This window comes from Streptomyces spinosisporus (assembly GCF_022698145.1).
Lineage (GTDB): Bacteria > Actinomycetota > Actinomycetes > Streptomycetales > Streptomycetaceae > Streptomyces > Streptomyces spinosisporus.
Genome location: NZ_JALDAX010000023.1, coordinates 37756 through 64414, shown reverse-complemented (window position 1 = coordinate 64414; position 26659 = coordinate 37756). Strand labels below are relative to the sequence as shown.

Annotated in this window: 25 protein-coding genes and 1 pseudogene; 7 read left to right on the top strand and 19 right to left on the bottom strand. The window is 71.8% G+C overall.

All coding sequences use genetic code 11. The features are described from left to right. Window positions 1-28 precede the first annotated feature (28 nt). The 13 genes from MQN93_RS38725 to MQN93_RS38665 form a co-directional block, all read right to left on the bottom strand. Window positions 29-1366 carry a sensor histidine kinase gene (locus tag MQN93_RS38725; RefSeq protein ID WP_242713163.1) on the bottom strand — a complete coding sequence of 446 codons (1338 nt, stop codon included), beginning with the start codon at window positions 1364-1366 and terminating at the stop codon, window positions 29-31. Window positions 1367-1419: 53 nt separating this feature from the next. Next, window positions 1420-2217 (bottom strand): ABC transporter permease, encoded by a 798-nt coding sequence (locus MQN93_RS38720; RefSeq protein ID WP_242713162.1) that lies wholly within the window; start codon window positions 2215-2217, stop codon window positions 1420-1422. Further along, window positions 2214-2957, bottom strand: coding sequence for an ABC transporter ATP-binding protein (locus MQN93_RS38715; protein ID WP_016431184.1), 744 nt, complete (start codon window positions 2955-2957; stop codon window positions 2214-2216). Before MQN93_RS38715 ends, MQN93_RS38720 begins: the two co-directional genes overlap by 4 nt. Window positions 2958-3077: 120 nt before the next feature. Continuing rightward, window positions 3078-4400: an MFS transporter gene (locus tag MQN93_RS38710; protein WP_016431185.1), complete on the bottom strand. Its 1323-nt coding sequence runs from the start codon at window positions 4398-4400 to the stop codon at window positions 3078-3080. Window positions 4401-4553: 153 nt separating this feature from the next. After that, on the bottom strand, window positions 4554-5504 hold the full coding sequence (locus tag MQN93_RS38705; protein WP_242713161.1) for a catechol 2,3-dioxygenase: 951 nt from the start codon (window positions 5502-5504) through the stop codon (window positions 4554-4556). Continuing rightward, entirely contained in the window at window positions 5501-6613 is a 1113-nt protein-coding gene (locus MQN93_RS38700) for a 4-oxalomesaconate tautomerase (RefSeq protein WP_308404514.1), read from the bottom strand. Before MQN93_RS38700 ends, MQN93_RS38705 begins: the two co-directional genes overlap by 4 nt. Continuing rightward, window positions 6610-7314 carry a 4-carboxy-4-hydroxy-2-oxoadipate aldolase/oxaloacetate decarboxylase gene (locus MQN93_RS38695; protein WP_242713160.1) on the bottom strand — a complete coding sequence of 235 codons (705 nt, stop codon included), beginning with the start codon at window positions 7312-7314 and terminating at the stop codon, window positions 6610-6612. Before MQN93_RS38695 ends, MQN93_RS38700 begins: the two co-directional genes overlap by 4 nt. Beyond that, complete coding sequence (locus MQN93_RS38690) at window positions 7311-8096, bottom strand: PIG-L deacetylase family protein (protein ID WP_242713159.1); 786 nt, start codon at window positions 8094-8096, stop codon at window positions 7311-7313. Before MQN93_RS38690 ends, MQN93_RS38695 begins: the two co-directional genes overlap by 4 nt. Before the next feature lie 61 nt (window positions 8097-8157). Beyond that, window positions 8158-8808, bottom strand: a complete 651-nt coding sequence (locus MQN93_RS38685) for a GntR family transcriptional regulator (protein ID WP_016431190.1) — start codon at window positions 8806-8808, stop codon at window positions 8158-8160. Between the two features lie 159 nt (window positions 8809-8967). After that, window positions 8968-10050 carry a maleylacetate reductase gene (locus tag MQN93_RS38680; RefSeq protein WP_242713158.1) on the bottom strand — a complete coding sequence of 361 codons (1083 nt, stop codon included), beginning with the start codon at window positions 10048-10050 and terminating at the stop codon, window positions 8968-8970. Beyond that, a complete protein-coding gene (locus tag MQN93_RS38675; RefSeq protein WP_016431192.1) occupies window positions 10047-10922 on the bottom strand; it encodes an intradiol ring-cleavage dioxygenase in 876 nt (291 codons plus the stop codon). Before MQN93_RS38675 ends, MQN93_RS38680 begins: the two co-directional genes overlap by 4 nt. A gap of 26 nt (window positions 10923-10948) precedes the next feature. Next, on the bottom strand, window positions 10949-11542 hold the full coding sequence (locus MQN93_RS38670) for a hypothetical protein (RefSeq protein WP_242713157.1): 594 nt from the start codon (window positions 11540-11542) through the stop codon (window positions 10949-10951). A gap of 162 nt (window positions 11543-11704) precedes the next feature. Next, the gene (locus MQN93_RS38665) at window positions 11705-12709 is read right to left on the bottom strand and encodes a LacI family DNA-binding transcriptional regulator (protein WP_242713156.1); all 1005 of its coding nucleotides are present in this window, start codon (window positions 12707-12709) and stop codon (window positions 11705-11707) included. Window positions 12710-12831: 122 nt separating this feature from the next. Between MQN93_RS38665 and MQN93_RS38660 the strand changes: the two genes are divergently transcribed. Beyond that, window positions 12832-13992 (top strand): Gfo/Idh/MocA family protein, encoded by a 1161-nt coding sequence (locus MQN93_RS38660; RefSeq protein WP_242713155.1) that lies wholly within the window; start codon window positions 12832-12834, stop codon window positions 13990-13992. A 204-nt stretch (window positions 13993-14196) separates the two neighbouring features. On the opposite strand, the gene MQN93_RS38655 is transcribed toward MQN93_RS38660, so the two are convergent. Beyond that, window positions 14197-14817, bottom strand: a complete 621-nt coding sequence (locus MQN93_RS38655; protein WP_016431196.1) for a poly-gamma-glutamate hydrolase family protein — start codon at window positions 14815-14817, stop codon at window positions 14197-14199. Window positions 14818-14961: 144 nt separating this feature from the next. Continuing rightward, window positions 14962-15993: a LacI family DNA-binding transcriptional regulator gene (locus MQN93_RS38650; protein WP_242713154.1), complete on the bottom strand. Its 1032-nt coding sequence runs from the start codon at window positions 15991-15993 to the stop codon at window positions 14962-14964. Window positions 15994-16136: 143 nt separating this feature from the next. On the opposite strand from MQN93_RS38650, the gene MQN93_RS38645 reads away from it, so the two are divergent. The 6 genes and pseudogenes from MQN93_RS38645 to MQN93_RS38620 all read left to right on the top strand — a co-directional run bounded on the left by MQN93_RS38645 (window position 16137) and on the right by MQN93_RS38620 (window position 22174). Beyond that, window positions 16137-17300 (top strand): phytanoyl-CoA dioxygenase family protein, encoded by a 1164-nt coding sequence (locus MQN93_RS38645; RefSeq protein WP_242713153.1) that lies wholly within the window; start codon window positions 16137-16139, stop codon window positions 17298-17300. 15 nt (window positions 17301-17315) lie between these two features. Then, window positions 17316-18092, top strand: coding sequence for an SDR family oxidoreductase (locus MQN93_RS38640; protein ID WP_242713152.1), 777 nt, complete (start codon window positions 17316-17318; stop codon window positions 18090-18092). A 58-nt stretch (window positions 18093-18150) separates the two neighbouring features. Next, window positions 18151-19152, top strand: a pseudogene (locus tag MQN93_RS38635) (Gfo/Idh/MocA family protein); the annotation flags it as partial. A gap of 165 nt (window positions 19153-19317) precedes the next feature. Continuing rightward, window positions 19318-20634, top strand: a complete 1317-nt coding sequence (locus MQN93_RS38630; RefSeq protein WP_242713151.1) for a protoporphyrinogen/coproporphyrinogen oxidase — start codon at window positions 19318-19320, stop codon at window positions 20632-20634. Then, window positions 20631-21647, top strand: coding sequence for a Gfo/Idh/MocA family protein (locus tag MQN93_RS38625; protein ID WP_242713150.1), 1017 nt, complete (start codon window positions 20631-20633; stop codon window positions 21645-21647). Before MQN93_RS38630 ends, MQN93_RS38625 begins: the two co-directional genes overlap by 4 nt. Window positions 21648-21703: 56 nt before the next feature. Beyond that, window positions 21704-22174 (top strand): GNAT family N-acetyltransferase, encoded by a 471-nt coding sequence (locus tag MQN93_RS38620; RefSeq protein ID WP_242713149.1) that lies wholly within the window; start codon window positions 21704-21706, stop codon window positions 22172-22174. On the opposite strand, the gene MQN93_RS38615 is transcribed toward MQN93_RS38620, so the two are convergent. The 4 genes from MQN93_RS38615 to MQN93_RS38600 all read right to left on the bottom strand — a co-directional run bounded on the left by MQN93_RS38615 (window position 22167) and on the right by MQN93_RS38600 (window position 26379). Next, a complete protein-coding gene (locus tag MQN93_RS38615) occupies window positions 22167-23192 on the bottom strand; it encodes a Gfo/Idh/MocA family protein (RefSeq protein ID WP_242713148.1) in 1026 nt (341 codons plus the stop codon). The genes MQN93_RS38620 and MQN93_RS38615 overlap by 8 nt on opposite strands. A gap of 169 nt (window positions 23193-23361) precedes the next feature. Further along, a complete protein-coding gene (locus MQN93_RS38610; protein WP_016431206.1) occupies window positions 23362-24279 on the bottom strand; it encodes an ATP-binding cassette domain-containing protein in 918 nt (305 codons plus the stop codon). Between the two features lie 4 nt (window positions 24280-24283). Next, the gene (locus MQN93_RS38605; protein WP_242713147.1) at window positions 24284-25354 is read right to left on the bottom strand and encodes an ABC transporter permease; all 1071 of its coding nucleotides are present in this window, start codon (window positions 25352-25354) and stop codon (window positions 24284-24286) included. A 5-nt stretch (window positions 25355-25359) separates the two neighbouring features. Continuing rightward, entirely contained in the window at window positions 25360-26379 is a 1020-nt protein-coding gene (locus tag MQN93_RS38600; protein WP_016431208.1) for a sugar ABC transporter substrate-binding protein, read from the bottom strand. Window positions 26380-26659 lie beyond the last annotated feature (280 nt).

The following is a 26659-nucleotide window of genomic DNA, read 5'->3' as shown; positions in this document are numbered from 1 at the left end:
TCTCACGACCTCGGCTCCTGACCGGCGTTCACGCGTGCGGCGGCAGCGACACGGTCACCGCCGTGGGCCCGCCCTGCGGGCTGCTGATGTCCAGGGTGCCGTCGACCGTGCGCACCCGCTGCAGCAGCCCCGTCAGACCGCTGCCCGCCCCGACCGTCGCCCCGCCCTGCCCGTCGTCGGTGACGCGCAGCCGCAGCAGTCCCTCCTCCTGGTCCACGCGCAGGACCACCCGGCGGGCGCCGCTGTGCTTGATGACGTTCGTCAGCAGCTCGGCGGCGCAGAAGTACGCGATGGTCTCGATCGCCGGGGTGGGCCGCTCGGGGAGGTCCACGGCCAGCTCCACGGGTACGGTGCTGCGCGCCGCGAGCGTCGCGAGGGCGTCGGGCAGACCGTCGTCCAGGACGGGCGGATGGATGCCGCGGGACAGGTCGCGCAGCTCGGTGAGGGCCTCGGTGGCATTGGTGTGGGCGGTCTCGATCAGCCGGCGCAGCCGCTCGGGGTCGGCGACCGGTTCGCCCTCGGCGCCCAGTCGCTCCTTCGCCATGTCGAGGCTCATCGCCAGCGCGACGAGCCGTACCTGCGCGCCGTCGTGCAGATCCCGCTCCAGCCGGCGCAGCAGGGCCGCGGAGTCGTCGACGGCGAGCGCCCGGGTCTCCTCCAGGTTCCGTACGCGCTGGGCGAGTTCGCTCGGGCCCAGCAGCGCGCGGACCAGCCAGCGGTCCACGGCGACGATGCCGCGGGTGACCCACGGCGCCGCGAGCAGGGTGGCGGCGCCGATCGCGGCGGCCACGAAGGTCCCCGCGAAGGAGGTGCTGTGCGGGGCGCCGCCGCCGGCCGGGATCGGTGTGATGGTCGCCATGCCCTCCTGGCCGGGGTGCGGGCGCTGTCCGAAGGCCGCCCAGCGCAGCGGCGCGGACAGATTGACCAGGCCGGTGACCCACCAGGTCAGCGCGTACCACTGGACGGCGGCGACGGGCAGCTTGACGAGGACGTACGCCACCGAGCGCCATCCCGCGGCGTCCCGCAGCCGTGTGTCGAGCCGCGCGAACATCCGCCCCGTGGGCCGCAGTCGCGGCGGTGCGGCCACCCGCTCCCCCAGCAGGCCGACCGCCAGTGTGCGGTGCACCCCGGCGAACGCCCGGCCCAGCGCGGTCGCGACGACCACGAAGAGCAGCCCCAGTACGGCGCCGACGAGCGAGACGGTGAGCCCGGCACCGAGGGCGAGCAGCACGAGGACGAGCACGAACCCCACGAGGGCGACCGGAAAGCCGGCCAGGCAGTACGCGGCCTCGCACCAGGCCCGCCGGGTGAACGGAGCCCGCAGCACGCCCCGCAGCCGTGCCGCCCCCGTCTGTGTGTCACGCATGGTCCCAGTGTCCCGTTCCCGCTCGTCGTCCGCGCCGGTCAGGCAGGACGTGGCTACGCGTCACGGCGTACCAGCAGCCGTCCGCCCACCCCGAGCGCGACCGCCACGTAGAGACACAGCACCGCGAACCCCGCCCACGGCGACAGACATCCCGCGACTGACTTGCTCACGGCCAGGGAGTTCGCCGCGATCATGGTCGGGAAGAACTTCGCGACGGTCATCCCGGTCAGTCCGGAGAACACCGCGGGGACGACGTACAGCACCCCGACCAGCAGTCCGACGGCCAGGGCGGTGTGCCGCACCACCGTGCCCAGCGCGAGGCCGAGCAGGCCGACCATCGCGAGGTAGGCGCCCGACAGGACGAGTGCCCGCAGCACCCCGGGATCGCCGATCCCCGGCCGGGGCACCGCGTCGGTCAGTGCGAGCCGCCCGGCCAGGAAGGTGGCGAAGGTGACGATCTCGCCGACCATCAGCGTGAGCAGGCCGAGGACACCGGCCTTGGCGGCGAGCAGGACCGGCCGGTCGGGGACCGCGGCGAGGGTGGATCTGATCGCGCCGGACGCGTACTCGCCCGTCATCACGAGCACGCCCAGCACGCCGACGATCATCTGGCCGAGGGCGATCCCGGCCAGCACGTTGTTGACCGGGTCGAAGGTGTCCACGTGGTCCGCGCCCGGCGCCTTGGTGTTGGCCATCGTGACCACCCCGATGGCGATCATCCCAGCCACGGTGGCGAGCAGCGCCCACAGCGTCGAGCGCAGGCTGCTCAGTTTGATCCACTCCATGCGTGCGGCATGCGTGAACGTGAAGCGGTGGTGGCCCACGGGAAGTCCCGTCCGTACGGCGCTCACGGCTGCCTCCTGTGCTCGGCGGGGGCGACGCCCCGGTACTCGGCACTGCTCCCGGTGATCGCGAAGAAGGCCTCCTCCAACGTCCGCCCGCCCGCGGTCAGTTCGGCGACGCTGGTGTCGGCGAGCAGCCGCCCCTGCCCGATCACGATCAAGTGGTCGGCGGTCAGGGCCATTTCGCTGATGAGGTGGCTGGAGAGCAGGACGGTGCGCCCCTCGGCCGCCAGGGACTTCATCAGTTCGCGGATCCAGCGCACGCCCTGCGGGTCGAGCCCGTTGACCGGCTCGTCGAAGAGCAGCACGGCCGGGTCGCCGAGCAACGCGGCGGCGATGCCGAGCCGTTGGGCCATGCCGAGCGAGAAGCCGCCGGCCCGCTTGCGGGCCACGTCGGTCAGGCCGACGGTGTCCAGGACGGCGGCCACCCGGGAGCGGGCGATGCCGTTGGCGGCGGCGAGTGCCGCCAGGTGCTTCTCGGCGCTGCGGCCCGGGTGGTAGGTGCGGGCCTCCAGCAGTGCGCCGACCTCGCACAGGGGTCGGCGCAGCTGGTGGTAGGCCCGGCCGTCGATGCGGACGGTGCCCGCGTCGGGGCGGTCCAGGCCCATGATCAGGCGCATGGTGGTGGATTTCCCGGACCCGTTGGGGCCGAGGAAGCCGGTGACGGCGCCCGGCCGGACGTCGAAGCCGAGGCCGTCCACGGCGAGGGTCGGGCCGTACCGTTTGCTGAGACCGCGCGCTTCGATCATCGGTGCTCCTTGGTGGCTGTGCTCATGCCACCGAAGCTATGCGCGCGGCCCGGCCCCCGGAACGCGGCTGACCTCCGTGTTCGTCTGGGGGATTTCCCCCAGCCGTACGCCTTGCGCAGGTCAGTGGGCGGTGACCAGTTCCTGGTCGACGCCGGCGCGGGCGCCCGGACGGGCGGTGCGCAGGGCGGCGATGCCGATGAAGACCATGGACGACAGGCCGGCGAGTGCGAAGGCGGTGAAGCCCCAGTCGCCGTGGCCCGCGGCGAGCAGTTGGCCGCCGAGCCACGGGCCGAAGACGGCGCCGAAGCGGCCCATGCCGGAGGTCCAGCCGACGGCGGTGGCGCGGTTGTCCGGGGTGGAGCGGATCGAGACGGTGGCGTAGATCATCGTCTGGGCGCTGTTGAGGAAGACGCCGGTGAGGAAGACGACCAGGGTGGTGACGCCCATCGGCAGGTGGACGCTGAGCAGGTAGACACCGGCCGCGGTGAGCGCGAACCAGATCGCCGAGATGCGCGGGGCGCCGAAGGTGTCGGCGGCCCGGCCCGCGACCAGCATGCCCACGATGCCGCCGAGGTTGAAGACGACGACGAAGGTCAGCGCGCTGGCGAGTTCGTAGCCCTCGGTGCGCATCAGGGTGGGCAGCCAGGTGGCGACGCCGTAGACCAGGAGCAGGCCGCCGAAGGAGGCCAGCCAGTACAGCAGGGTCTGGATCCACTCGCGGCCGCGGAAGAGGGCGAGCAGCGCGTCCCAGCGGTCGGCGGCACTCTTCTTGCCGTCGGCGGCGGGCAGTTCGACGTCGTAGCGGGCGGCCAGTGCGTGCGCCTCGTCGGTGCGGCCCTTGGCGACGAGGAAGCTCAGCGACTCGGGCAGGAGCTTGACCAGCACCGGGGCGAAGGCGAGCGGGACGACGCAGACCCAGAAGGCGGCGCGCCAGCCGACCGGGTCCACCAGCCACTTGGCCACGTACGCCGAGAGGATGCCGCCCGCGTGGTGCGCGGTCATCAGCAGGCCGATGACGAGGGCGCCGCGGCCGCGCGGCGCGTAGTCGGAGACCATGCTGATGGCGGTGGGCAGCAGGCCCCCGAGGCCGACGCCCGCCAGGGTCCGGCCGAGGCCGAAGACGGCGACGCTGCCGGAGAGGGCGCAGATCCCGGAGGCCAGCGAGAACAGCGTCACACAGCCGATCATCAGCCTCTTGCGGCCGATCCGGTCCGCGACGGTCCCCGCGGTCAGGGCGCCGACCAGCATGCCGAAGGTGGCGTAGCTGCCCAGGTCGCCCGCCTGGTCGGCGGTGATGCCGAAGGTCTTCGTCTCCAGCAGGTGCGGCAGCACCGAGCCGTAGATGAACATGTCGAGGCCGTCGAAGAGCACGGCGAGCCAGCACAGTCCGACGACCAGAAGGGCCAACCGGCTGCCGCGGGCGGATGGGGCGAGGCGGGACATCGTTGTTCTTCCTCTCGTGCGGGGTGGCTAGACGCTAGGGAGCCACGACTCAACAGTCAACGTTTTTGTCAACAATCTCATCGACAATCAAGCCGGCTGACGGTCGAGCCGTGGCTCTGTGGGCGATCCGGGCCGGGTCCCGCCAGCGACCTGCTACGCGACCGGAGGCGTCCCGTGCGTATGGAAGGACTCGATGGTCTTCAGGCCCCAGGCCTGCCCCTTCTTGCGCTCCTCCTCCGTCCAGGTGATCAGCGGCCAGTCCGGCGCGAGGACGAGCCGGGTGAGCGGGTTGCACAGCTCGATGCGGTTGCCGCCCGGTTCGTAGACGTAGAGGAAGAACGTCTGCTGGATGGCGTGCTTGTGCGGGCCCGTCTCGATGAACACGCCGCTGTCGATGGCGAGATCGGCGGCACGCAGCACGTCCTCGCGGGTGTCGGTGGCGAAGGCGATGTGGTGCAGCCGGCCCTCGGAGCCGGTCCAGTCCTCGGTGTAGACGACGTCGTACGACTTGTTCGTGTACGTCAGCCAACGCGCCGCGATCCGCCCGGAGTCGAGCCGGATCTGCTCGGTCGGCCGGGCGCCCAGCACCTGTTGCTGGAACTCGGCGTTGGCGAGCACGTCCGCGGCGAGGAAGTTGATGTGGTCCAGACGGCGCACGCCCACGCCCCGGTTGGGCTTGGCCTGCGGCTGGTTCTTCAGCGCGGGCCTGAGTTCCTCGGGAGCCTGGTAGTGCTCGCTCTCCCAGTACAGGGCGTGCTCGTGGCCGTCGGGGTCCGTGGTCAGGTACAGCCTGCCGAGGCCGGGTTCGTCCTCGACCCACTTGCCGCTGCCGCCCGCCGCCTCGACGGCCTCGACACGGCGGTGCAGTGCCTCCTCGCTGGAGCTGCGCAGGGCGAGCCGGCCGAGGCCGGGCTGCTCGCGGGCGGTGAGGACCAGGCTGTGGTGCTCGTAGTCGTCGAAGGTCCGCAGGTAGACCGTGTCGCCGTCCTCGCCGTTGACCGTCAGGCCGAGGAAGTCGGTGAAGAAGGCGACGCTGGCGTCCAGATCGGGGGTGAACAGCTGGGCATGGCCGACGTGGGCGATGTCGCCGAGCGGCGGTGTCATCGCTGACCTCCTTGGTCCTGCGGGTCGTTAGTGGGGAGGGGTGCCGTGTCGGCGGACCGCGGGAAGACGGTGCCGTCGAAGATCTTGCGGGCGGTGCGCACCACGGCGGTGCGGCGGGCGGTGGGCAGTTCCCCGGGCGGGGCGGTGAGGCTGCTCTCGATGTCCAGGAATCCCGTGGGGTGTTCGATACGGACGCGGTCCTCGCCCGGGTCGACGCGCGCGAGGTCCGCGCCCACGCTGCCCTCGATCCGCAGCCCGGCGGCCACACTGGCGGCGCCGAGCACGCCGATCGACGTGTGGCAGCGGATCGGGATGAAGGTGCGGGTGGTGACCGCGCCGCCGTCCCGGGGCGGGGCGAGCAGTGTCAGCTTGGGCACGGTGGTGCCGGAGACGTCGCCGAGGCCCATCAGCCGGCCGGCCTCCAGCCGGATCTCGCGCAGCCGGTCGGCGAGCGCGCCGTCCTTCTCCAGTTCCTCGGGCGACTCGTAGCCGGTGACCTTCAGGGACGAGGCCGCGATGAGCACGGTCGGCATGCCGTTGTCCACGCAGGTCACGGGCACGCCCTGGATCTCGTCGCGGACACGGCCGGTGGGCAGCAGCGGGTTCACGCTCGGCGGGAACTCGATCACCACGGCGGCGGCCGTCCCGGGCACGCCGGAGATCTCGGCGTCGCCCGTGTAGTCGACCCGGCCGCCCGGGGTCGGGAAGGTCGCCGTCGCGTAGTCACCGCTGTTGACCATGCGGATACGGACGGAGGTGTGCTCCTGCCCTGCCGGGACGAGTCCGCGCTCGACGGCGAACGGCCCGATGCCGGCCAGGAGGTTCCCGCAGTTCTGACGGTCGCTCACCTCGGGCCGGTCGACCACGACCTGGAGGAAGAGGTAGTCGACGTCGGCCTGCGGATCGGCCGACGGCGAGACCACGGCCACCTTGCTGGTGAGCGGGTGCGCACCGCCCAGGCCGTCGATCTGGCGCTCGTCCGGGCTGCCCATCACGCGCAGCAACAGGGCGTCGCGCAGGGCGGGTTCGGCCGGCAGGTCGTCGGCGAGGAAGTAGGCACCCTTGGAGGTGCCGCCGCGCATCAGCAGACAGGGCAGTTCCTCGGTCACGGCCGCTCCCCCTCGTACTCCTCGAACGTCTTGTACTCGACCCCGAGTTCCTTCAGCTTCTCGCGCAACCCGTAGCGGTCGAGCCCGAGTTGGCCATCGAGGAAGGCGGCGCGGGACTTGGCCTCCTTGGCCTCGCGGGCCTCCGACCTCTCGGCCGCCTCCCGTGCGCGTTCGCGCGGTACGACCACCACGCCGTCGTCGTCGGCGAGGATCACGTCGCCGGGGCGGATCACCTGACCGTCCACGGCGACGGGGACGTTGACGGAACCGCCGGTGGCCTTGACGGTGCCCTGGGCGGAGACCGCCCGGGACCAGGCGGCAAAGCCCATCTCGCGCAGCTCCTGGGTGTCCCGGATGCCGGCGTTGATGATCAGTCCCCGCACTCCCCGCCGGTGCAGCGCGGTCGCGAACAGCTCGCCGAACATGCCGTCGGTGGAGGGGGAGGTGGTGGTGACGACGAGGAAGTCGCCCTCGCCGCACTGCTCCACGGCCGCGTGGATCATGAGGTTGTCGCCGGGCCAGCTCAGGACGGTCACCGCGGTGCCCGCGACGCGTACGCCCTGCTGGATGGGCCGGATCCCGGGCCCCAGCAGGCCCGTGCGCCCCATCGCCTCGCTGACCGTGGCCACTCCGAAGCCGGCCAGCGCCTCGACGTCCTTGGCGTCGGCCTTCGGGGGGTTGGTGACGATGACGCCGCTCATGCGAGCTCCTTCGCGATCTGGGGGTAGGGACGCATGTACGCCTCGGCCATGGTCCTGTGGGCCAGACCGAGGTTCGGTCCGGCGTTGCGCCTGAGCTGGACGCCCCGGCGCACGGCGAGGTCCGTGTAGTAGTCCCACAGGTGCTGCTGGGCCGCGAGGCACTCCATCGCCTTGCGCTTGGTGTCCCAGACCTCGGTGATGTCGAGCAGCACCTGGGGCGTGAAGCCGCACATCTCGGGCTGGTGCGGCTCGAAGTAGAAGACCGGCGGGGCACCGATGATGTCGCCCTCGCCCGGGTAGCCGATCGCCTGGGCGAGGATGCGGGCCTGCAGGGCCATGCGGTGGGCGGCCGGGTGGTCGCCGTTGTAGGGGTCCTCGGCCGGGTGGGTGAGCACGACGTCGGGCTGGGTCTCGCGGTAGGCGGTCACGAGCCGGTCCGTCAACTCGGCGCTCTCCACCAGGGGATAGTCACCGGCGTCGAAGAAGCGGACCTCGGCGCCGAGGGTGGCCGCGGCACGCTCGGCCTCGTCCCTGCGTATCGCCTTGATCTCGTCGAGCTTCCAGCCCTCGCGCCACGCCTTGGCGGACTCGCCGCGCTCGCCGAAGGTCAGACAGGCGATGGTGACCTTCTCCCCGCGCGAGGCGGCCAGGGCGATGGCGCCGCCGGCCCGCCACACGAAGTCCCCGGCGTGCGCGGTGACGACCAGGGTGGAGCGTGCGGGTGTTCTCCCCGCGCCGGCGCCGTCGGGTGGCGGGGAGGCGGGCGCGTTGGCCTGGGTCATGCTCGAATCTCCTTGGTGGACGGGTGGGGCGCCCGCCTCCCCCGCGTCCGGCGCGGTCGCGTCAGTCGCGCAGCGCCTCGATCACGCTGGTGAGGTGGGCGCGGACGGCCGCCTCGGCCGCCTGCGGATCCCTGGCCCTGATCGCCTCGATCATCGCCAGATGCTCGTTCAGGGAGTGCTGCGGGCGGCCCGGCCGAAGCGCCAACTGGAAGCGGTGGCGCACCAGTTGGGCGTTGAGCCGCTCCAGCAGATCCACCGCCGTACGCTGCCCGGACAGGTCCCGGACCTTGGCGTGCAGCTCCTGGTTGAGCTCGGAGTAGGTCACCGGCTCGCCGTCGGCCACGGCCTTGGTCATCGCCGTGCCCAGTTCGGTCAGCTCGGCGAGCTGTTCGTCACTGGCCAGCGTGGCCGCCTTGGCCGCGCACAGCCCTTCGAGGACCATGCGGCACTCGGTGATGGCGACCGCCTCCTCGACGGTCACCACCCGCACCCGCGAGCCGCGGTTGCGGATCCGCTCGACCAGGCCCTGGGCCTCCAGGTCGATGAGTGCCGCCCGGATGCTGGCCCGTGTCACACCGAACTGCTCGGCGAGTTCGTTCTCCACCAGCCGCTGCGCCGGTGCCATCTCGCCGTGCAGGATCGCCTGCCGCAGCTGCGTGAACGCATGCTGTTTGGCCTGCTCTCCGGTGCTCGGACGGGCTTGGTTCGGCATCGCTGCCCTCCCTGAGTGAGTGCGTGTCGAACGTAAATCTAGCCAAACAAGATTGTCAACAATTTTGTCTGCCGTATTGCACGCACACTGATGGGCGCGACGCACTCAGGGTTCACGGATGGCGTGGGCGGAGGGCAGGCCGCCGGGAATTCCAGTGGCTCAGGCCGCCGGGAACTCCGGCGGGCCGCCCTCGTACGCCGCCCGGAGCACCGCGAGTGCGTCCGCCGCCGTGACCGACCGTGGATTGGCGTACGCCTGACCCGCGGTCTGGGCGGCCGCCTCCGCCAAGTCGGCTTCCTTCAGGCCCAGTTCGGCCAGTGTGCGCGGGGCGCCGAGACGTTCGGCCAGGGCCTTGAGGGCGCGTGGGGCGTCCGTCGCGTCCAGGGCACGGGCCACGGCGGCGGACGCGTCCGGGGCCGCGAGCGCGTTGTAGGCGAGGGTGTAGGGCAGGACCACCGTGTGCGTCTCGGCGTGCGGCAGATTGAAGGTGCCGCCCAGGACGTGGCACAGCTTGTGGTGCAGGCCCATGGTGGTGGCGCCGAGGCAGGAGCCGCACAGCCAGGCGCCGTACAGGGCGCGACCGCGGGCCTCCTTGGACTCCGGGTCGGCGGCCACCGCGGGCAGCGCGCCCGCCATGGCCCGTACGCCCTCCTCGGCGATCAGGTCGATCAGCGGCGAGGTGTCGGGGGCGTACAGCGCCTCGACGGCGTGGGCGATCGCGTTGATGCCGCTGGTGACGGAGAGCGGCACCGGCAGGGAGAGGGTGAGGTCGGGGTCGTAGACGACGCTGCGCGGCAGGACCACGGGGTCGCGGCCGGTGCGTTTGACGCCGTGCTCGGTCAGGCCCCAGACCGGGGTCATCTCCGAGCCGGCGTAGGTGGAGGGCACCGCCATCAGCGACAGGCCGGTGCGCAGGGCGACCGCCTTGCCGAGGCCGATCGAGGAGCCGCCGCCGACGGCCACACAGCCGTCGGCGCCCGCCGCGCGGGCCGCCTCGACGGCGCGGTCGGCCGCCTCGACGGGGACGTGCATCCGGGCGCCGTCGTGCAGGCCCACACAGGCGGGGCCCAATGCGTCGGCGACCGCGCGTGCGGTGGCCGCACCGCGGCTGCCGCAGACCACCAGCAGCCGGCGCAGTCCGAGGGCGGCGGCCTCGCCGGGGGTCGCGTTCGTGGCGGCGCCGGAGCGGAAGACGACCCGGACCGGCCGGGACTGGTGCGAGAAGTCGAGGACGCCCTTCACGACCGCTCCAGTACGAGGTCGAAGCGGGCGTGCCGGAACGGGTTCGCGACGCCGAACTCCCCCGCCAGCGCGGGATCGTCCGTCTCGGCGAAGTCCTGCACCAGGCTCGGCTTGACGGCGAACACGGCGTCGGAGTCGAGATAGTCACTGCCCGCGACGAAGATGTGCGTGGTCACGGGGGTGTGCCCGGCGGCCGTGGCGATGAAGTGGATGTGGGCCGGGCGGTAGGGGTGGCGGCCGGTCGCGCGCAGCAGGCCGCCGACCGGGCCGTCCGTGGGGATCGGGTACGGGCTCGGCACACAGGTGCGGAACCAGAAGCGGCCCTCGGCGTCGGCGGTGAACAGTCCGCGGCCGTTGCCCGGCGGCTGCACGTCCGGGCGCTGGACGTCGTAGAAGCCGTTGCCGTCGGCCTGCCAGACGTCGAGGAGCGCGCCCGGCAGCGGTGTGCCGTCCCGGGACAGCACCCGGCCGCTGACCACGCAGGGCTCGCCGCCGCCCACCAGGTCGATGTCGGCGCCGAGGGCGCGGACCGGGGACTCGGTCATGTGGAACGGCCCGAGGACCGTCGACTCGGTCGCGCCGGGGGCGCGGTCGCCGTTGAGCGTCTCGACCAGCATGGACAGGCCCAGCACGTCGGACAGGAGGATGAACTCCTGCCGGGTGTCCGTGCAGGTCTGCCCGGTCGCGGTCAGGAAGGCGACGGCCCGCTCCCACTCCTCCTGCGTCAGCCGCGTCTCGCGGGCGAAGGCGTGCAGATGGCGGACGAGTCCGGTCAGCAGCTCGCGCAGGCGCGGGTCGGCGGTGCCGGCCAGGCTGTTCACCGCTTCGTCGGTGACGGTCGTGTCGAGGGCGTCGGTGGCGTCGGTGGTCATGTCGGCTCCCTTCCCGGGTGCGCGGTTCAACCGAACCAGACGATGAGCCGTACGTGCTCGTCGCCCCGCTCGGCCGCGAGGTCACGCATGGCGCTCCATACCTCTGCCCAGCATCCCTCGTCCGGCGGGGCGAGCATCCGGGCGGTGAGGACCACCGGCCGGTACACCGCGCCGTTCAGGTGCACCTCGGCGCCGGGGGGCCACTCCGGCGGCGCCAGGTGCAGGCCTCCCCCGTAGACCTTGCCGGCGGCCTCGCGCAGGGTGGGCGTCACCCGGACCAGGTGCTCGCCCTCGGGGTCCGAGCAGTGCGTCCAGTACCAGGCGGGCCGGGAGGCCAGCGGCTCGTCCCAGTCGACCGCGCACACCTCGGCCCAGGTGAGATGCGTGTGGCTGTGCTGGTGATCGCCGTGCGCATGCTCCCGTACCGGCTCCGATACGTCGTCCGGCAGTCCGCGGCCGGGAAAGAGCGGGCGCTCCACGTCTCCCGTCCCGCGCACGCCGAACAGACAGTCCCAGGCGACGTAGTCCCGGGGCGGCCGGAAGTCGAGAAGGTCGAACTCCATCTGCCAGCGTCCGTCGGCCGAGCGGCTTTCGATGGCGCCATCCATGTCGGTCCCCACGCGGCAGACCTTATGGCAGGAAGGCGGGTCCGTGGCGCCATCATGTGATTTCCCGGTGGCGGCACGGTTCCGGATCCCTTCCAAAGGTGTACGCCGTCGATCCGTGCACGGGGTCGACCGTGCGGGGGACCCGGCCGTGTGTGGGCGCCTGCGCGAGGGTGCTCACTGTGCCGGTGGCGGTGCGGTCGTGCCGCGGATCTCCAACGTCGGTGCGGTCAAGTGCAGTTGACCCGCTCCGCCGGGCCGCTCGAAACGGTCCAGGAGACAGCGGGCGGCGCGCCGGCCGATCTCGTGCCCGGCGTTGTCGACCGTGGTCAGCCAGACGTGGCGCAGCCGGGAGATGCTCGTGTTGTCGCAGCCGACGACGGACACGTCCTGCGGGACGCGCAGTCCCAGCTCCTCAGCGGCCGAGAGCGCGCCGACGGAGGCGATGTCGTTGACGGCGAACAGGGCGGTGGGCCGCTCGGGGCGGCTGAGCAGCCGGACGGTGGTGCGGTAGCCGCCCTCCTCGGTCATGTCGCTCGGCTCGACCAGGGCCTGACCGGCGAGGCCGTGCGCCGCCATCGTCGTCTCGAAGCTGCGTCTGCGCAGTTCGCCGACGGCGCCGTAGCCCGCGATGTGGGCGATGCGCCGGTGGCCGAGCCCGATGAGGTGCTCGGCGACCAGCCGGGCGCCCCGCTCGTCGTCGCACGCCACGACGTCCACGCCGGACGGGACCGGTTCGCGGGCGCCCGCGACGACGACCGGGAGCCGTTCGGCGGCCGTGCCGAGGGCGGCCGGGTCGGGCAGGGTGCCGACGACGACCAGGCCGTCCACACGCAGGTCGAGGAGCGGTTCGGCGGGGTCCTGGCCGGTGCGGCGGTTGAGCCGGGCGTCCGCCAGCAGCATGCGCAGACCGCTGTCGTGCAGGAGTGGGTTGAGGCCGTCGAGCAGGTCGACGAACCAGGGGTTGCGCAGATCATTGAGGAGCACGCCGACGGTGCGCGTGCGCTGCTCGCTGAGGGCGCGCGCCGCCTCGTTGGGCCGGTAGCCGAGCTCGCGCGCCGCCCGCAGCACGGCGTCCCGCTTCTCCGGCCGCACCTGCCCCGAGCCGCGCAGCACGAGGGAGACCAGCGACTTGGACACCCCGGCCCGTTCGGCCACGTCGCGGATGGTCGGCGGTTTCATGGCCTGGACCGTTCCATGAACGGTTGAGGCTTGTCAAAGGGTCCGGGGAGGGTTGACAGCCTCGGAATCGGGCCTTCAGGGTGGCGTGGACAGATTGTGGACCGGTCCAAAGAGGGGCTGTCATGGTGGATACGCTCGGTGTCGCCGTCGTCGGGTTCGGCTGGATGGGCCGGGTGCACACCCAGGCGTACGCCCGCCTCCTGCACCACTACCCGCGGCTGGGCCTGCGCCCGCAGCTGGTGACCGTCGCCGAGGAGGTGCCGGGCCGGGCCGAGGAGGCCGCCGCGCAGTTCGGCTTCGCGGCCACCACCCGGGACTGGCGCGAGGTCGCCAAGGACCCGCGCGTGCAGGCGGTGTCCATCACCGCCCCGAACTTCCTGCACCGCGAGATCGGCGTCGCGATGGCCGAGGCGGGCAAGCACATCTGGATCGAGAAGCCGGTCGGGCTGAGCACGGCGGACGCGCGGGCGGTGGCCGACGCGGTCGCCGCGGCGGGCGTCCAGGGCGCCGTCGGCTTCAACTACCGCAACGCGCCCGCCGTCGAGACGGCCCGCGAGCTCATCGCCTCGGGCGCGATCGGCCGGGTCACGCACCTGCGCATCCGGCTGTTCAGCGACTACGCCGCCCACCCCGAGGGTGCCCTGACCTGGCGCTACGAGAAGGAGCGCGGCGGCAGCGGGGTGCTGGGCGACCTCGCCTCGCACGGCGCGGACCTCGCCCGCTTCCTGCTCGGCGACATCGAGTCGCTGACCGCCGACACGGCCGTGTTCATCCCCGAGCGGGCCCGCCCCACCGGCGCCACCGCGGGCCACGCCCGCGCCACCGGCGGTGAGCTGGGCCCGGTCGAGAACGAGGACTACGTCAACTGCCTGCTGCGCTTCGCCTCCGGCGCCCGCGGCGTCCTGGAGGCCTGCCGGGTCTCGGTCGGCGAGCAGAACAACTACGGCTTCGAGGTGCACGGCACCGAGGGCGCCGTCTTCTGGGACTTCCGCCGGATGAACGAGCTGGGCGTCAGCCGCGGCACGGGCTACCAGGACCAGCCGGTCAGCACGGTGTACGTCGGTCCGGGCGCGGGCGAGTTCGCCGCGTTCCAGCCGGGCGCGGCGAACGCCATGGGCTACGACGACCTGAAGGTCATCGAGGCCCACCGCTTCGTACGCTCGATCACAGAGGGCACACCGTGCGGGGCCACATTGCCGGACGCCGTGCACAGTGCTGCCGCGGTGGAGGCGATGGTGCGGTCGGCCGAGAGGGGGGCCTGGGTCAACGTCCCGGTGGCGTGACGGACTTCGCGGTTAGCAGCCGTGCGCCGGCGACGAGGGCGTCGGCGACGGGGCGCGGCGAATGCCGGGGGCACGACGACCTGAAGGTGAACGAGGCCCGGCGCTCTGCAGGAGGCCGTGCACAGCGCTGTCGCGGTCGCGGTCGCAGTCGCGGTCGCGGTCGCGGCGATGGTGCGGTCGGCCGAGAGCGGGGCCGGGCCTGGGTCAACGTCCCGGCGGCGTGACGGACTTCGCGGCCAGCAACCGGACGCCGGCGACGAGGGCGTCGACGACGGGGCGCGGCGGGTTGTCGGGGACCTCCGGGTCCCAGCCGGGTCTGCGGGTGCGGGCAGACAGCGGGAGTTCGACCTGAACGCCCCCGTGGCGGGGCAGGTTCACCGGGTTCCTGGCGTGCACCCCGCGCAGCGAGGCCGGGATCTCGGCGAGGTCGGTGACCGGGTCGAACTGCGGGCGCAGGGCACTCAGGCCCGAGGCGAGCAGATGCGCCGCCGGGCGGTTGGCGCCGCCGAGGAAGATGGACCGCGGCGTCGCCCGTCTCATGTGGCCGTGCAGCGAGACCGCGACCGTCACCTGGGACAGGAACATCCGCAGCAGGTCGCAGTGCTCCACCGCCATGCGCGGGGAGGGGATGTGCACCGGCTCCGGAACGCCCGGCTGGGTGAAGACCAGACTCGTCGCGCCGCAGCGCTCGGCCACGGACCGGGCCAGCTCGGCCGTGCCGCCCTCGTTGCTGCCGTGCAGCGCGAGCAGGCCGACCTCGCCGCCCGTGGTGAGCGTGGCGAGCAGGCGGACGCCCTCGATCTCCACGAGCTCCGTCCTCGTCATCAACCCTCTCCTCAACCCGCGCCCCTCTCGTCAACCCACGCCCACCGCCTCAACCCGCGGCCCACCACTCCCCCGATGATCCCCTCCCCAACCCACGACCCCTCCCCAACCCACACCCCGCGCCCAACGCCGCCCCCCACTCACTCACCCCCCAACCTGCGGCGGCATGTTGTAAGGCGTCACCACCTGGATTGCTGAGGAGAGCGTAGGTCCCGTGGGGGGTAGGGCGCCGTGGGCGCGCATGACGGTGTGGCAGGACTCGCGCATGTCCTGGCGCAGGTCGTGGTGGAGGACGGCGGAGATGCGGTTCGCGCGCAGCAGCCGGGTGTTGTCGTGGTCGAGGTCGTGCGCGACGAACACCGCGCACTCGCGGCCGAGGTCCTCGAAGGCGCGCAGGGTGGCGTTGTTGCCGCCGCCGATGGAGTAGACGGCGCGGATGTCCGGGTCGCGTTCGAGGGCGGCGCGGACCAGGTCGTACTGGGTGGCGTCGAGCCCCTGCCCCTCGGCGATCTCGACCAGCGCCCGCTGCGGGTGGCGGGCGCGCATGACGCTGCGGAAGCCCATCTCGCGCTCCTCCTCGTTGCGGAAGAAGCCACTGCTGAGGCTGGTGAGCACATTGCCGGGGCGTTCGCCCAGCCACTGGCCCATGAGGTAGGCGGCGGTCGCGCCGGCCGCGCGGTTGTCGATGCCGACGTAGGCGAGGCGGGCGGTGGCGGGCAGATCGGTGAACAGGGTGACGACGGGGATGCCCGCCTCGGCGAGCCGGCCCACGGCGGCCGTGATCTCGGGGACGTCCGGCGCCTTGAGGATCACGCCCTGCGAGCCGCGCCGGGCGATCCGGTCCAGGACGGCGGTCAGCTCCGCCACCGGCCCGGTCTCGCGGAAGTGGAAGCGCGAGCGCACGACGGCCGGGTGCAGCGAGGGCAGTTCCGTCTCCAGGGCGGCGCGTACGGCGGTGGAGAACCGCTCCGGCGCCTGCATCACGATGTCGATCATGAAGGTGCGGCCGACGAGCCGGACCTGGGTGCGCTGCCGGTCGAGGTCGGCGATGGCCTGCTGGACCTCCCGTGCGGTGCTCTCGCGCACTCCTCCCCTGCCGTTGAGGACCCGGTCCACGGTGGCCTCGCTCAGGCCCGCCTGACGTGCGATCTCCCGGATCGGGAACGGGTGGCCCATCCGTGGCTCCTTACCTCGGCTCCTTGAGGGGTTTTTGATGGCACCGTGCTGGTTGTTCGACAGGTTTGTCATGACAAGAATGGCAGGGCCGCGCCAGGACTGTCACCGAGCACTGTGCGGCACCCCCGAGCGAAGGAACGACGATGTCCCTCACCCCTGTGGAACACCGTGCCTGGCTGTCCGAACAGGACTGCGACCTGGCTGACCTGCGCCGGCTCGTCGAGCGGACCACCGACGTCACCGACTACCCGCACGCCTCCGAGGTGGAGCAGGGCGTCCTGGTCTACGACAGCGACCGGCTGCGCACGGCCGAGTCGCGCCCCGTGCGCGCCGAGCTGGTCCGGGCGCTCACGCAGGGCCCGGGCATCGTGGTCTTCCGGGGCGCCTTCGGCGACCTGTCCGTCGTCGACCGGCTCAGCGCGGTGTTCGACGCGCTGATCGCCGAGCAGCGCGCCTCGGGCGCGAGGGCCGGGGACCACTTCGCCAAGCCGGGCGCCAACGACCGGGTGTGGAACGCGCTGGAGAAGGCGGCCCTGCACGACCCCGGGGCGTTCGCCGACTACTACGCCAACGACATCCTGGCGCTGGTCTCGACGGCCTGGCTCGGCCCCGGCTACCAGGTCACCTCGCAGGTCAACGTGGTCAATCCGGGCGGCAAGGCGCAGACCGTGCACCGCGACTACCACCTGGGCTTCCTGTCGAACGAGGCGGCGGCCGCCTACCCGGCCCATGTGCACGTCCTGTCCCCCGTGCTCACCCTGCAGGGCGCGGTCGCCCACTGCGACATGCCGGTGGAGTCGGGACCGACGCTGTATCTGCCGTACTCGCAGCAGTACGAGCCCGGCTATCTGGCCTGGCGGCTGCCTCAGTTCCAGGCGTACTTCGACGACCACCACGTCCAGCTCCCGCTCGCCAAGGGCGACGCGGCCTTCTTCAACCCGGCGGTGTTCCACGCGGCCGGCACCAACCGCTCCGCGGACATCCGGCGCACGGCCAATCTGCTGCAGGTGTCCTCGGCGTTCGGGCGGGCCATGGAGACGGTGGACCGCGAGGCCGTGACGAGCGCGGTCTACCCCGTGCTGCTCGCGCGCAGGGCCGAGGGGGCGGGCGACCAGTGGCTGGGGAACGTGATCGCCGCCAGCGCCGAGGGCTACCCCTTCCCCACCAACCTCGACAGCGACCCGCCGGCCGACGGACTCGCCCCGCCCTCACAGGCGGACGTCGTACGGCGCGCACTGCGCGAGGGATGGACTGCCGAGGCACTACGGCACGAGCTGCGGGCCCACGCCGGGCGCCGGGAAAGCTGAGAGGGCAGGGACAGCATGGGACTTCTGGACGACAAGGTCGTGCTCGTCAACGGCGGCAGTCAGGGCGTGGGTGCCGCCGTGGCGCGGGCGGCGGTCCGCGAGGGCGCGGTGGTGGCCCTGACCGGGCGCCGCCCGGCACCGGGCGAGGCGCTGGTGTCGGAGCTGACGGCCGAGGGCGGCAAGGCGATGTTCATCCGCGCCGACCTCGCGGACGCCGGGCAGGCGAGCACCGCCGTGGGCGACGTGGTCGCGGCGTACGGGCGGATCGACTGCCTGGTCAACTCCGCGGGCCTGACCTCGCGGGGCACGCTCCTGGACACCACGCCGGAGCTGTTCGACCAGCACGTCGCGATCAACCTCAAGGCGCCGTTCTTCGCGATGCAGGCCGCCGTGGCGGACATGGTCGCCCGCAGGGCGCCCGGCACGATCGTCAACATCATCACGTCCTCGGCGCACGGCGGGCAGCCGTTCCTGGCGCCGTACGTCGCCGCGAAGGCCGGTCTGATCGGCCTGACCCGCAACGCGGCGCACGCGCACCGCTGGGACCGGATCCGGATCAACGGGCTCAACATCGGCTGGACCGAGACCGAGGGCGAGGACGCCACCCAGAGGAGGTTCCACGGCGCCGGTGACGAGTGGCGGGAGGAGGCCGCGGCGAAGCTGCCGATGGGCAAGCTCGGCCAGCCGGACGAGATCGCCGACTTCGTGGTCCTCCTGCTGTCCGACCGCTCCGGCGTGGTCACCGGATCGGTGATCGACTGGGACCAGAACGTGCTCGGCGGCCTCGACTGAGACTCGACTGAGAACCAGTGGTCACGACAACCGCACCCTCTCTAGGAGCAACACCCTCATGCGTATCGGAATCCTCGGCCTCGGCCGTATCGGCGCCTTCCACGCCGAGACCCTCTCCGGACTCGACGCGGTCGAGTCGCTCGTCCTGACCGACCCGTTCGCGGACGCCGCCAAGTCGGCCGCGGAGCGGTTCGGCGGCGAGGTCGTGGACTCGCCGGAGGCGCTGCTGGCCGCCGGTGTGGACGGCATCGTGATCGCCGCCGCGACCGACGCCCACCCCGCGCTGATCCTGGCCGGGGTCGAGGCCGGCATCCCCGTCTTCTGCGAGAAGCCGGTGGCGAAGACCATGGCCGAGGGCGTGCAGGTGCTCAAGGCCGTCGAGGGCACCGACGTGCCGATCCAGATCGGCTACAACCGCCGCTTCGACGCAGGCTTCGTCGCCGCCCGCGCCGCCGTGCAGAGCGGCGAACTGGGCAAGCTGCACACCGTGCGGTCGACGACGCTGGACCCGGCGCCCCCGCCGGCCGCGTACATCGCCGCCTCCGGCGGCATCTTCCGCGACTGCTCGGTGCACGACTTCGACATCATCCGCTGGGTGACCGGTCGCGAGGTCGTCGAGGTGTACGCCACCGGCGGCAACCGGGGCGCCGAGTACATCAAGGAGGCGGGCGACGCCGACACCACCGGCGCGCTCCTCACCCTCGACGACGGCACGATCGCGGTGGTCTCCAACTCCCGCCACAACGCCCGGGGGCACGACGTACGGATGGAGCTCCACGGTTTCACGGACTCCATCGCGGTCGGCCTGGAGGACAGGCTGCCGCTGCGCTCCGTCGAGCCCGGCGTGACCTTCCCGGCCGGCACGCCGTACGACTTCTTCATGGACCGCTTCTCGGCGGCCTACCGCGCCGAACTCACCGCGTTCACCGAGGTCGTCGCCGGGAAGCGCCCCTCTCCCTGCACGGTCGCCGACGCCTTGGAGGCCGGCTGGATCGCGGACGCCTGCACGCTGTCGCTGCAGGAGCACCGGCCGGTGACGATCGCCGAGGTCCGCACGGCCTGGCGGCACCCCAGTCCCTCGTGCTCCGGGTGCTGGGGCGGCCTCCGGCACCCGGAGCACGAGAGTGTGTGAACCACCACGTTGCCCCTGACGGCCGGGAGCACCGGATCTCCTCGTACCACCATGAGATCCACTCAAGCCCCGACGGACCAAGGAGTGACGAGAATGAACACCGCCGAGACGTCCCGGCCGGGACCCCGCAGTGTGATCGTCGTCGGCGCCGGACCGAGCGGGCTGTCGGCGGCACGTGAACTGGAGCGTGCCGGGCACCGGGTGACGGTCCTGGAGGAGCAGGACGCGGTCGCCGGGAAGTGCCAGAGCGTGACCGTCGACGGCCTGGCCCACGACCTGGGCGGCCACATATGCACCAACCGCTATGAGCGGACGGCCCGGTTGATGACGGAGCTGGACGTGACGACGGAGCGCACCAGCCGCTACCGCGTCCTGGACGTCGAAGACGGTACCGCCTCGCGCCAGACCATGGCGTTCCTGCGGGACGAGGCCTTCGGACGCTACCGCGCCCTGCGCGCGCGGGAGTTCCCGCGCATCGCCGAGCCCGGGCTCGCCCACTCGGCGCGGGTGCTCGCCGCACCCGTCGCCGAGTGGATCACCGAACACCGTCTCGAAGCCATGGCCGAGTCGTTCGGCACCGGCTATACGGCGGCCGGGTACGGCTATCTCGACGACGACGTGCCCGCGCTGTACTTCGTCAAGTACGCGGAGATGACCGGGTTACTGTCCAGCGGGCCCGAACTGCTCGGCCACGCGGGCGCGTTCACCGTCACGGGCGGGTTCGCCACGCTGTGGCGCCGGGTCGCCGCCGAGCTGAAGGACGTGCGCTGCTCGGTACGCGTACGGTCGGTCGAACGGAGGGCGGAGGGGGTGCGGGTGCACACGGACTCGGGCCTCCTGGAGGCGGACGACCTGGTGCTCGCTGTCACTTTGGACCGGATCCTGCCGGCCTTGGACGCCACCCCCGAGGAGCGGGACCTCGCCGGGCGGATCCGCAGCAACGCCTACCACACCACCGTCGCCACCGCGCCCGGCCTGCCCGGTGACGCCTTCTACTTCCTCGACCGCCACACCGCGCACCGCGAGGCGCGGGGCCACTGCGTCTCGTACCACCACCGCTACCCGGACAGCGAGGTGCGGACCTTCTACTCCTACGGCCGCCCCGGGGACGTCACGGAGCTGCTGCACGAGGACGTGGCCCGGCTCGGCGGGCGGCTTCGGGACGTGCATCTGCACCAACCCTGGGCGTTCATGCCGCACTTCGGCAGTGCCGACCTCGAAGCCGGCGCCCTGGACCGGCTGGACGCGCTGCAGGGCCGCGACCGCACGTACTACGCCGGCGGGCTGCCCGCCTTCGAGCTGGTCGAGTGCACCGTCGCCCACGCCCAGGACCTCGTCCGCCGCCACTTCCCGCCCGCGGACGGCACACTGAACCCGCAGCAACGGATCAAGGAGGAACGGAAGTCATGAGCGAACCGGTCGGCGCACCCCTGCGCATCGGCGTCCTCGGCGCCGCACGGATCACCGAGCGCGCCCTGATCGACCCGGCCCGCGCGGGCGGCCACCGGGTGGTCGCGGTGGCCGCCCGCGACCGCTCCCGCGCCGAGGCCTTCGCCGCCCGGCACGGCGTGGAGCGGGTCGTGGACTCCTACGCCGACCTGCTCGCGGACCCCGAGGTCGAGGTCGTCTACAACCCGCTCGCCAACGGACTGCACGGCCCGTGGAACCTCGCCGCCCTCGCGGCCGGCAAGCACGTCCTGAGCGAGAAGCCGTCGGCGAGCAACGCCGAGGAGGCCGCCGAGGTCCGCGAGGCGGCGGCGAAGGCCGGCACGGCGTTCATGGAGGGGTTCCACTACCTCTTCCACCCGCTGACCCGCCGGCTGCACGAACTCCTCGCGAGCGGTGAACTGGGCGAGCTGCAGCGGGTGGAAACCATGGTCGCGATCCCGGCGCCCGCGGAATCCGACCCGCGCTGGTCCCTGCCGCTGGCCGGCGGCGCCGTGATGGACCTCGGCTGCTACAGCCTGCACGCGGCGCGGATGCTGGCGCCCTGGGCGGGCGGCGCACCCCGGCTCGTCTCCGCACGCGGCGGGGAGCGTGCGGGCGCGCCCGGGGTCGACGAGTGGCTGGACGCCGATCTGGAGTTCCCGAACGGGGCCACCGCGAGCGCGCGCTGCCACATGGCCTACGACGAGCTGGAGATGAGCTGCCGGATCGTCGGCAGCCTGGGTGAGGCGGTGGCCCCGAACTACGTCCTGCCCCAGCTGGACGACCGGATCGTGGTGCGCACGACGGAGGGCGAGCGGACGGAGCACCTGGGCACCACGTCGTCGTACACCTACCAGCTGGAGGCGTTCGCGGCGCGTGTGCGCCAGGGCTCCGCGCTGCCGCTCGGCGCGGACGACGCGCTGGCGACGATGACGCTGATCGACGCGTGCTACCGGTCGGCCGGGTTCGAACCCCGGCCGCGCATGCGGCTGTAGCCGGAGGGCTGTAGCCGCAGGCAGTCCGCGGCCATGGCTCTGAGAGGATCGGCGCCATGGCCGTACGCATCACACCCGCCACCGTCACCGACATCCGGCAGGTCCTCTCAGACCACGCCCGCTACTGGGGCGAGCGCGATCTGCGCCACCTCCATCTGCTCGCGCTGGTCCAGGAGTTCGGCGAGACGTGCCTGGTCGCGCGCGCGGCGGACGACGGCGGGCACGAGGGTGAGGGCGGTGGCGTCCTCGGCTATCTGATCGGCTTCGTCACGCCCGACCGCACCGGTTATGTGCATCTGGTCGCGACGCGGGACGACGCCCGCGGCACGGGCCTGGGGCGCGAGCTGTACGCCGCCTTCACCGAGGCGGCACGGCGGCAGGGGGCGGTCCGGCTGAAGGCCATCACGAGCACCGGCAACACGGGTTCCGTGGCCTTCCACCGCAGTCTCGGTTTCGAGGTCCGCACGGAGGAGGACTACAACGGCCCCGGTGAGACGCGGGTCGTCTTCCGGCGGGCGCTCAGCTGACCGCGTACAGCGCGGGCCGCTCCACCAGCTCCACCGCCACCCGGCCGCCCTCCCGCAGCGACCGCACCCCCGCCTCGCACACCGCGGCCACCGCGTAGCCGTCCCAGACGCTCGGGCCGCCGACCTCGCCGCGGCGGGTGGCGTCGACCCAGGCCTGGACCTCGCGGTCGTAGGCGTCGGCGAAGCGTTCGACGAAGTCCTGGGCGACGGTGCCGCCCCAGCGCCCGGCCATGGTGGTGACCATGGCGTGGCCGTCGCCGATGCGGGCGGTGCCGCGTTCGCAGACCACCTCGGCCTGGACCTGGTAGCCGAAGCCGCAGTTGACGAAGATCTCGGTGTCGACGATCGCGCCGCCGTCGGTCTCGAACAGGACGAACTGCGGGTCCTGCACGGCGTCCGGCGCGTTCGCGGACGGCGTGGGGCGCAGCACCGTGATGCCGGTGATCTCCTGGCCGAGCAGCCAGCGCGTGACGTCCATCTCGTGCACGACGGAGTCGTTGATGAGCATCTCGCTCGTCCAGCCGGGCGGGGAGGCGAGATTGCGGTGCCGGTTGTGCAGCAGCAGGGGGCGGCCCAACTGGCCGGTGTCCAGCAGGGACTTGAGCTTCACGTACTCGGTGTCGTAGCGCCGCATGAAGCCGACCTGGACTCGGCGTCGGCCAAGGCTCAGTTCCGCCTGAAGCACCCGCAGCGCGGAGGCCGCGTCCGGGGTGAGCGGCTTCTCGCACAGCACGGGCAGGTCGCGGGCGAACGCCGCGAGGAGGGCCGCCTCGTGCGCGGGCCCCGGGGAGGCGATCAGGACGGCGTCCACGTCGGCGCTCGCCATGGCCTCGGCGGGGTCCGTGTGGGCGGTGCAGCCGTCCACGCGGGCCGCCACGGCCTTCGCGCGTTCCGCGTCGACGTCCACGACCGCGGTCACCCGGGCACCGCTGATGACCTCCTGGATACGGCGGACGTGGTCGGCGCCCATCTTGCCGGTGCCGACGACGGCGACTTTCAGCGTTCCGGGCGAAGCCATGCTGGTCCCCCTTCGGGTGGTCGGACGCCGGGTCGGTCAGGCGCCGCAGGACCCCGGAAACCTGCCGGTGCGCTCCGCGACGGGCGGCGGCTGGTCCGGTTCGCAGGGGTTCGTGTCCTGCGAACCGGTCGCCGAGCCGGCCCGGGTCCGGCCGCGAGCGCCCGCCATGTCAGGCCTTTCCTTCCGGGCCGCCCGCCGCGAGGGGTGCGGTGAGGTCTTCCTTCTCCGGGAGCCCCTCGACGTCGACGCCGCTGACCTGGGACAACTCGTGCTTGAGTGCGGCGAGTTCGGCGCCGCCCGCCATGTGGTTGGTGAGTTCCTCCAGGCTGACCTGGGCGCGGGAGGCGGAGAGCTCCATGGTGCCCAGGCGCAGCACGCTGAAGTGGTCGCCGACCATGTAGGCGTGGTGCGGGTTGTGGGTGATGAAGATGACGCCGAGGCCGCGGTCGCGGGCGGCGGCGATGTACTTGAGCACCACACCGGACTGCTTGACGCCGAGCGCGGCCGTCGGCTCGTCCAGGATGAGGACCCGGGCGCCGAAGTAGACGGCGCGGGCGATGGCCACGCACTGGCGCTGGCCGCCCGAGAGGGTGCCGATGGGCTGCTCCAGGTCGTCGAGGACGATGCCCATCTCGCGCAGCTCGTGGTCGGCGGTCTTCTTCATCCTCTCGATGTCCAGGCGGCGGACCGGCCACGGCCCCTTGGTCATCTCGGAGCCGAGGAAGAAGTTGCGCCACACCGGCATCAGGGGCACGGTCGCCAGGTCCTGGTAGACGGTGGCGATGCCCTTGTCGAGCGCGTCGCGCGGGCTGGCGAAGCGCACCGGGGCGCCGTCGACGAGGAACTCGCCCTCGGTGTGCTGGTGCAGCCCGGAGATGATCTTGATCAGGGTGGACTTGCCGGCGCCGTTGTCCCCGAGCACACAGGTGACCTGGTTGGGGCGGACCTGGAGGCTGACGCCGTGCAGGGCACGGATGTTGCCGTAGGACTTGCCCGCGTTGCGCAGCTCGACGAGCACGCCGTCCTCGCCCTGGGGCCCGCTGTCCGGGATGATCTCGCCGTGGGTTTCGGAGTTCTTTTCTTTCACCGGGTCACCTCCGGGTCATGGTGCGCTGGACCCACAGATTGATCAGGACGGCGCCGAGCAGCATCACGCCGAGGAAGGCCTTGAACCAGTCGGGGTTCCAGCCGGCGTAGACGATGCCCTGCTGCACCATGCCGAACATGAAGGCGCCGAAGACCGGGCCGATCGCGGTGCCGAAGCCACCGGTCAGCAGACAGCCGCCGATCACCGCGCCGGAGATGTAGATGAGCTCCTGGCCCACGCCTTCGCCGGACTGCACGGTGTTGAACGAGAACAGCTGGTGCATGCCCACGAACCAGGCGCCGAAGCCGACCAGCATGAACAGCGAGATCTTGGTGAACGCCACCGGCACACCGACGGCCCGCGCGCTGTCCTTGTTGCCGCCGACCGCGAAGGTCCAGTTGCCGTACCTGGTGCGCATCAGCACCCAGGTGGCGATGATCGCGAACAGCAGCCACCAGAACACGGTGATCTTGACCTGGACGCCGCCGATGTCGAAGGACGACGCGAAGACCTTCTTGGCCTGGTCGAAGCCGTCCATGTCGCTGATGTCGTCGGTGGCGACATTGCCGGTGACCAGCTTGGTCACGGCGAGGTTGACGCCCTGGAGGATCAGGAAGGTGCCCAACGTGACCAGGAAGCTGGGCAGTCCGGTCCTGACGACCATCCAGCCGTTGAAGAAGCCGATCGCCAGCGACACGACGAGAGCCGCGACGACCCCCACCCACACGTTCAGCGTCAGCTGGTAGGCGAGCATGCTCGCGGTCAGCGCCGAGGTGATCACCCCGACACCGGCGGACAGGTCGAACTCGCCGCCGATCATCAGCAGCGCCACCGGGATGGTCACGATGCCGAGGGTGGACGACTGGTACAGGATGTTCGCCATCGCGCTGGCTTCCCGCACCGGCGGCGCGGCGATCAGGAAGAACACGTACACGGCGACGGCACCGAGGAAGACGCCCACCTCGGGGCGGGCCAACGTCTTGACGAGCAGCGACCGTTGGGCCGTGCGGCCGTCGGACTGCCCGGGGCCGGAGGCCGGCGGTGTCTTCACCGCCGGCTCAGCGTGTTGGGTCATACTCGTCACCGGGTGCCCTTCGCGGCGAACTTGGCGACGGCCTCGACATTGCTCTTGTCGACGAAGGCCGGTCCGGTCAGGACGGGCTGCTCACCGCCGCCCATGTAGTTGCCGTTGTTCTTGTAGAGCCACAGCGAGTCGATCGCCAGGTAGCCCTGCAGATACGGCTGCTGGTCCACGGCGAACTGGATGGTGCCCTTGCTGATGGCGCTGGTGAGGTCCTTGTTGAGGTCGAAGGTGGCGACCTTCGCCTTGCTGTTCGCGTCGGCCACCGACTGCACGGCGGTCAGCGCGAAGGGCGCGCCGAGCGTGGCGACGTAGTCGATGGAGGAGTCCTGCTTGAGCTTGGCGGTGATCGTCGACTTCACGGAGGGCATGTCGGTGCCGTTGACGTTGAGCACCTCGCTCTTGCCGGAGAAGGTCTTCTCCAGGCCGTCGCAGCGCTGCGTCAGACCGACGTTGCCCTGCTCCTGCACGACACAGACGACGTGCTTGGCGCCGACCTCGTTGAGCTTCTTGCCGAACGCCTCGCCGGCGACGGACTCGTCCTGGCCGAAGAACTCCATCAGGCCGAGCTTCTTCCAGTCGCTCACGCCGGAGTTGAGGCCCACGACGGGTATGTTCGCCGACTTCGCCTTGTCGATGGCGCCCTTGAGGGCGTCGGGCTTGGCGAGGGTGACCGCGATGCCGTCGACCTTCTGGTCGACCGCGTTCTGCACCAGGTTGGACTGGTTTCCGGCGTTCGGGTCGGCCGAGTAGATCAGCTTGATGTTGTCCTTGGCCGCGGCGGCCTCGGCACCCTTGCGGACGATGTCCCAGAAGGTGTCGCCGGGCGACTGGTGCGTGACCAGCGCGACGGTCATCCGGGGCGTGGTGGCCTTGCCCGCGGAGGCGTTGTTGCCGCCCTCCTCGGACTTCTTGCCCCCCGAGCTGCTGGAGCAGCCGGCGAGGGTCAGGGCGGCAGCCGCGGCCACCGCGACGACGGGGACGAGTCTGCGGGAGCGGGAATGAGAAACGCGGTCCATCTTTCCTGGCACCTCACTGTGCGTTGCGGGGGAAAGGAGAAGGGGATCACGAAGATCCGAACCCGGGATCTTGGCATGCCCGGGTCGTGCGCCGCAAACGCGGCTGTCGGCCTGGGACGGGATCAAACCCCTGGCCGCGCCCGCTGTCAATACTTTGTTAAGACATCATTTCACCGTCAGGTCCGAATGTAAGTACAAACTATTGACAGTGCCACCCTTCGAGGCCTACACCTGGGATGCGAACGACTTCCCTTCGTACTTCTACTCGCAGCCTAAGGCG

Coding starts and splice junctions, on each gene's coding strand:
- MQN93_RS38695 (WP_242713160.1), bottom strand. CDS start 7,314: ATGAGCGGCGTCATCGTCACCAACCCCCCGAAGGCCGACGCCAAGGAC.
- MQN93_RS38675 (WP_016431192.1), bottom strand. CDS start 10,922: ATGACCACCGACGCCACCGACGCCCTCGACACGACCGTCACCGACGAA.
- MQN93_RS38615 (WP_242713148.1), bottom strand. CDS start 23,192: ATGGCTTCGCCCGGAACGCTGAAAGTCGCCGTCGTCGGCACCGGCAAG.
- MQN93_RS38630 (WP_242713151.1), top strand. CDS start 19,318: ATGAACACCGCCGAGACGTCCCGGCCGGGACCCCGCAGTGTGATCGTC.
- MQN93_RS38655 (WP_016431196.1), bottom strand. CDS start 14,817: ATGACGAGGACGGAGCTCGTGGAGATCGAGGGCGTCCGCCTGCTCGCC.
- MQN93_RS38645 (WP_242713153.1), top strand. CDS start 16,137: ATGTCCCTCACCCCTGTGGAACACCGTGCCTGGCTGTCCGAACAGGAC.
- MQN93_RS38690 (WP_242713159.1), bottom strand. CDS start 8,096: ATGACCCAGGCCAACGCGCCCGCCTCCCCGCCACCCGACGGCGCCGGC.
- MQN93_RS38650 (WP_242713154.1), bottom strand. CDS start 15,993: ATGGGCCACCCGTTCCCGATCCGGGAGATCGCACGTCAGGCGGGCCTG.
- MQN93_RS38725 (WP_242713163.1), bottom strand. CDS start 1,366: ATGCGTGACACACAGACGGGGGCGGCACGGCTGCGGGGCGTGCTGCGG.
- MQN93_RS38685 (WP_016431190.1), bottom strand. CDS start 8,808: ATGCCGAACCAAGCCCGTCCGAGCACCGGAGAGCAGGCCAAACAGCAT.
- MQN93_RS38665 (WP_242713156.1), bottom strand. CDS start 12,709: ATGAAACCGCCGACCATCCGCGACGTGGCCGAACGGGCCGGGGTGTCC.
- MQN93_RS38715 (WP_016431184.1), bottom strand. CDS start 2,957: ATGATCGAAGCGCGCGGTCTCAGCAAACGGTACGGCCCGACCCTCGCC.
- MQN93_RS38620 (WP_242713149.1), top strand. CDS start 21,704: ATGGCCGTACGCATCACACCCGCCACCGTCACCGACATCCGGCAGGTC.
- MQN93_RS38705 (WP_242713161.1), bottom strand. CDS start 5,504: ATGACACCGCCGCTCGGCGACATCGCCCACGTCGGCCATGCCCAGCTG.
- MQN93_RS38710 (WP_016431185.1), bottom strand. CDS start 4,400: ATGTCCCGCCTCGCCCCATCCGCCCGCGGCAGCCGGTTGGCCCTTCTG.
- MQN93_RS38600 (WP_016431208.1), bottom strand. CDS start 26,379: ATGGACCGCGTTTCTCATTCCCGCTCCCGCAGACTCGTCCCCGTCGTC.
- MQN93_RS38605 (WP_242713147.1), bottom strand. CDS start 25,354: ATGACCCAACACGCTGAGCCGGCGGTGAAGACACCGCCGGCCTCCGGC.
- MQN93_RS38625 (WP_242713150.1), top strand. CDS start 20,631: ATGAGCGAACCGGTCGGCGCACCCCTGCGCATCGGCGTCCTCGGCGCC.
- MQN93_RS38660 (WP_242713155.1), top strand. CDS start 12,832: ATGGTGGATACGCTCGGTGTCGCCGTCGTCGGGTTCGGCTGGATGGGC.
- MQN93_RS38640 (WP_242713152.1), top strand. CDS start 17,316: ATGGGACTTCTGGACGACAAGGTCGTGCTCGTCAACGGCGGCAGTCAG.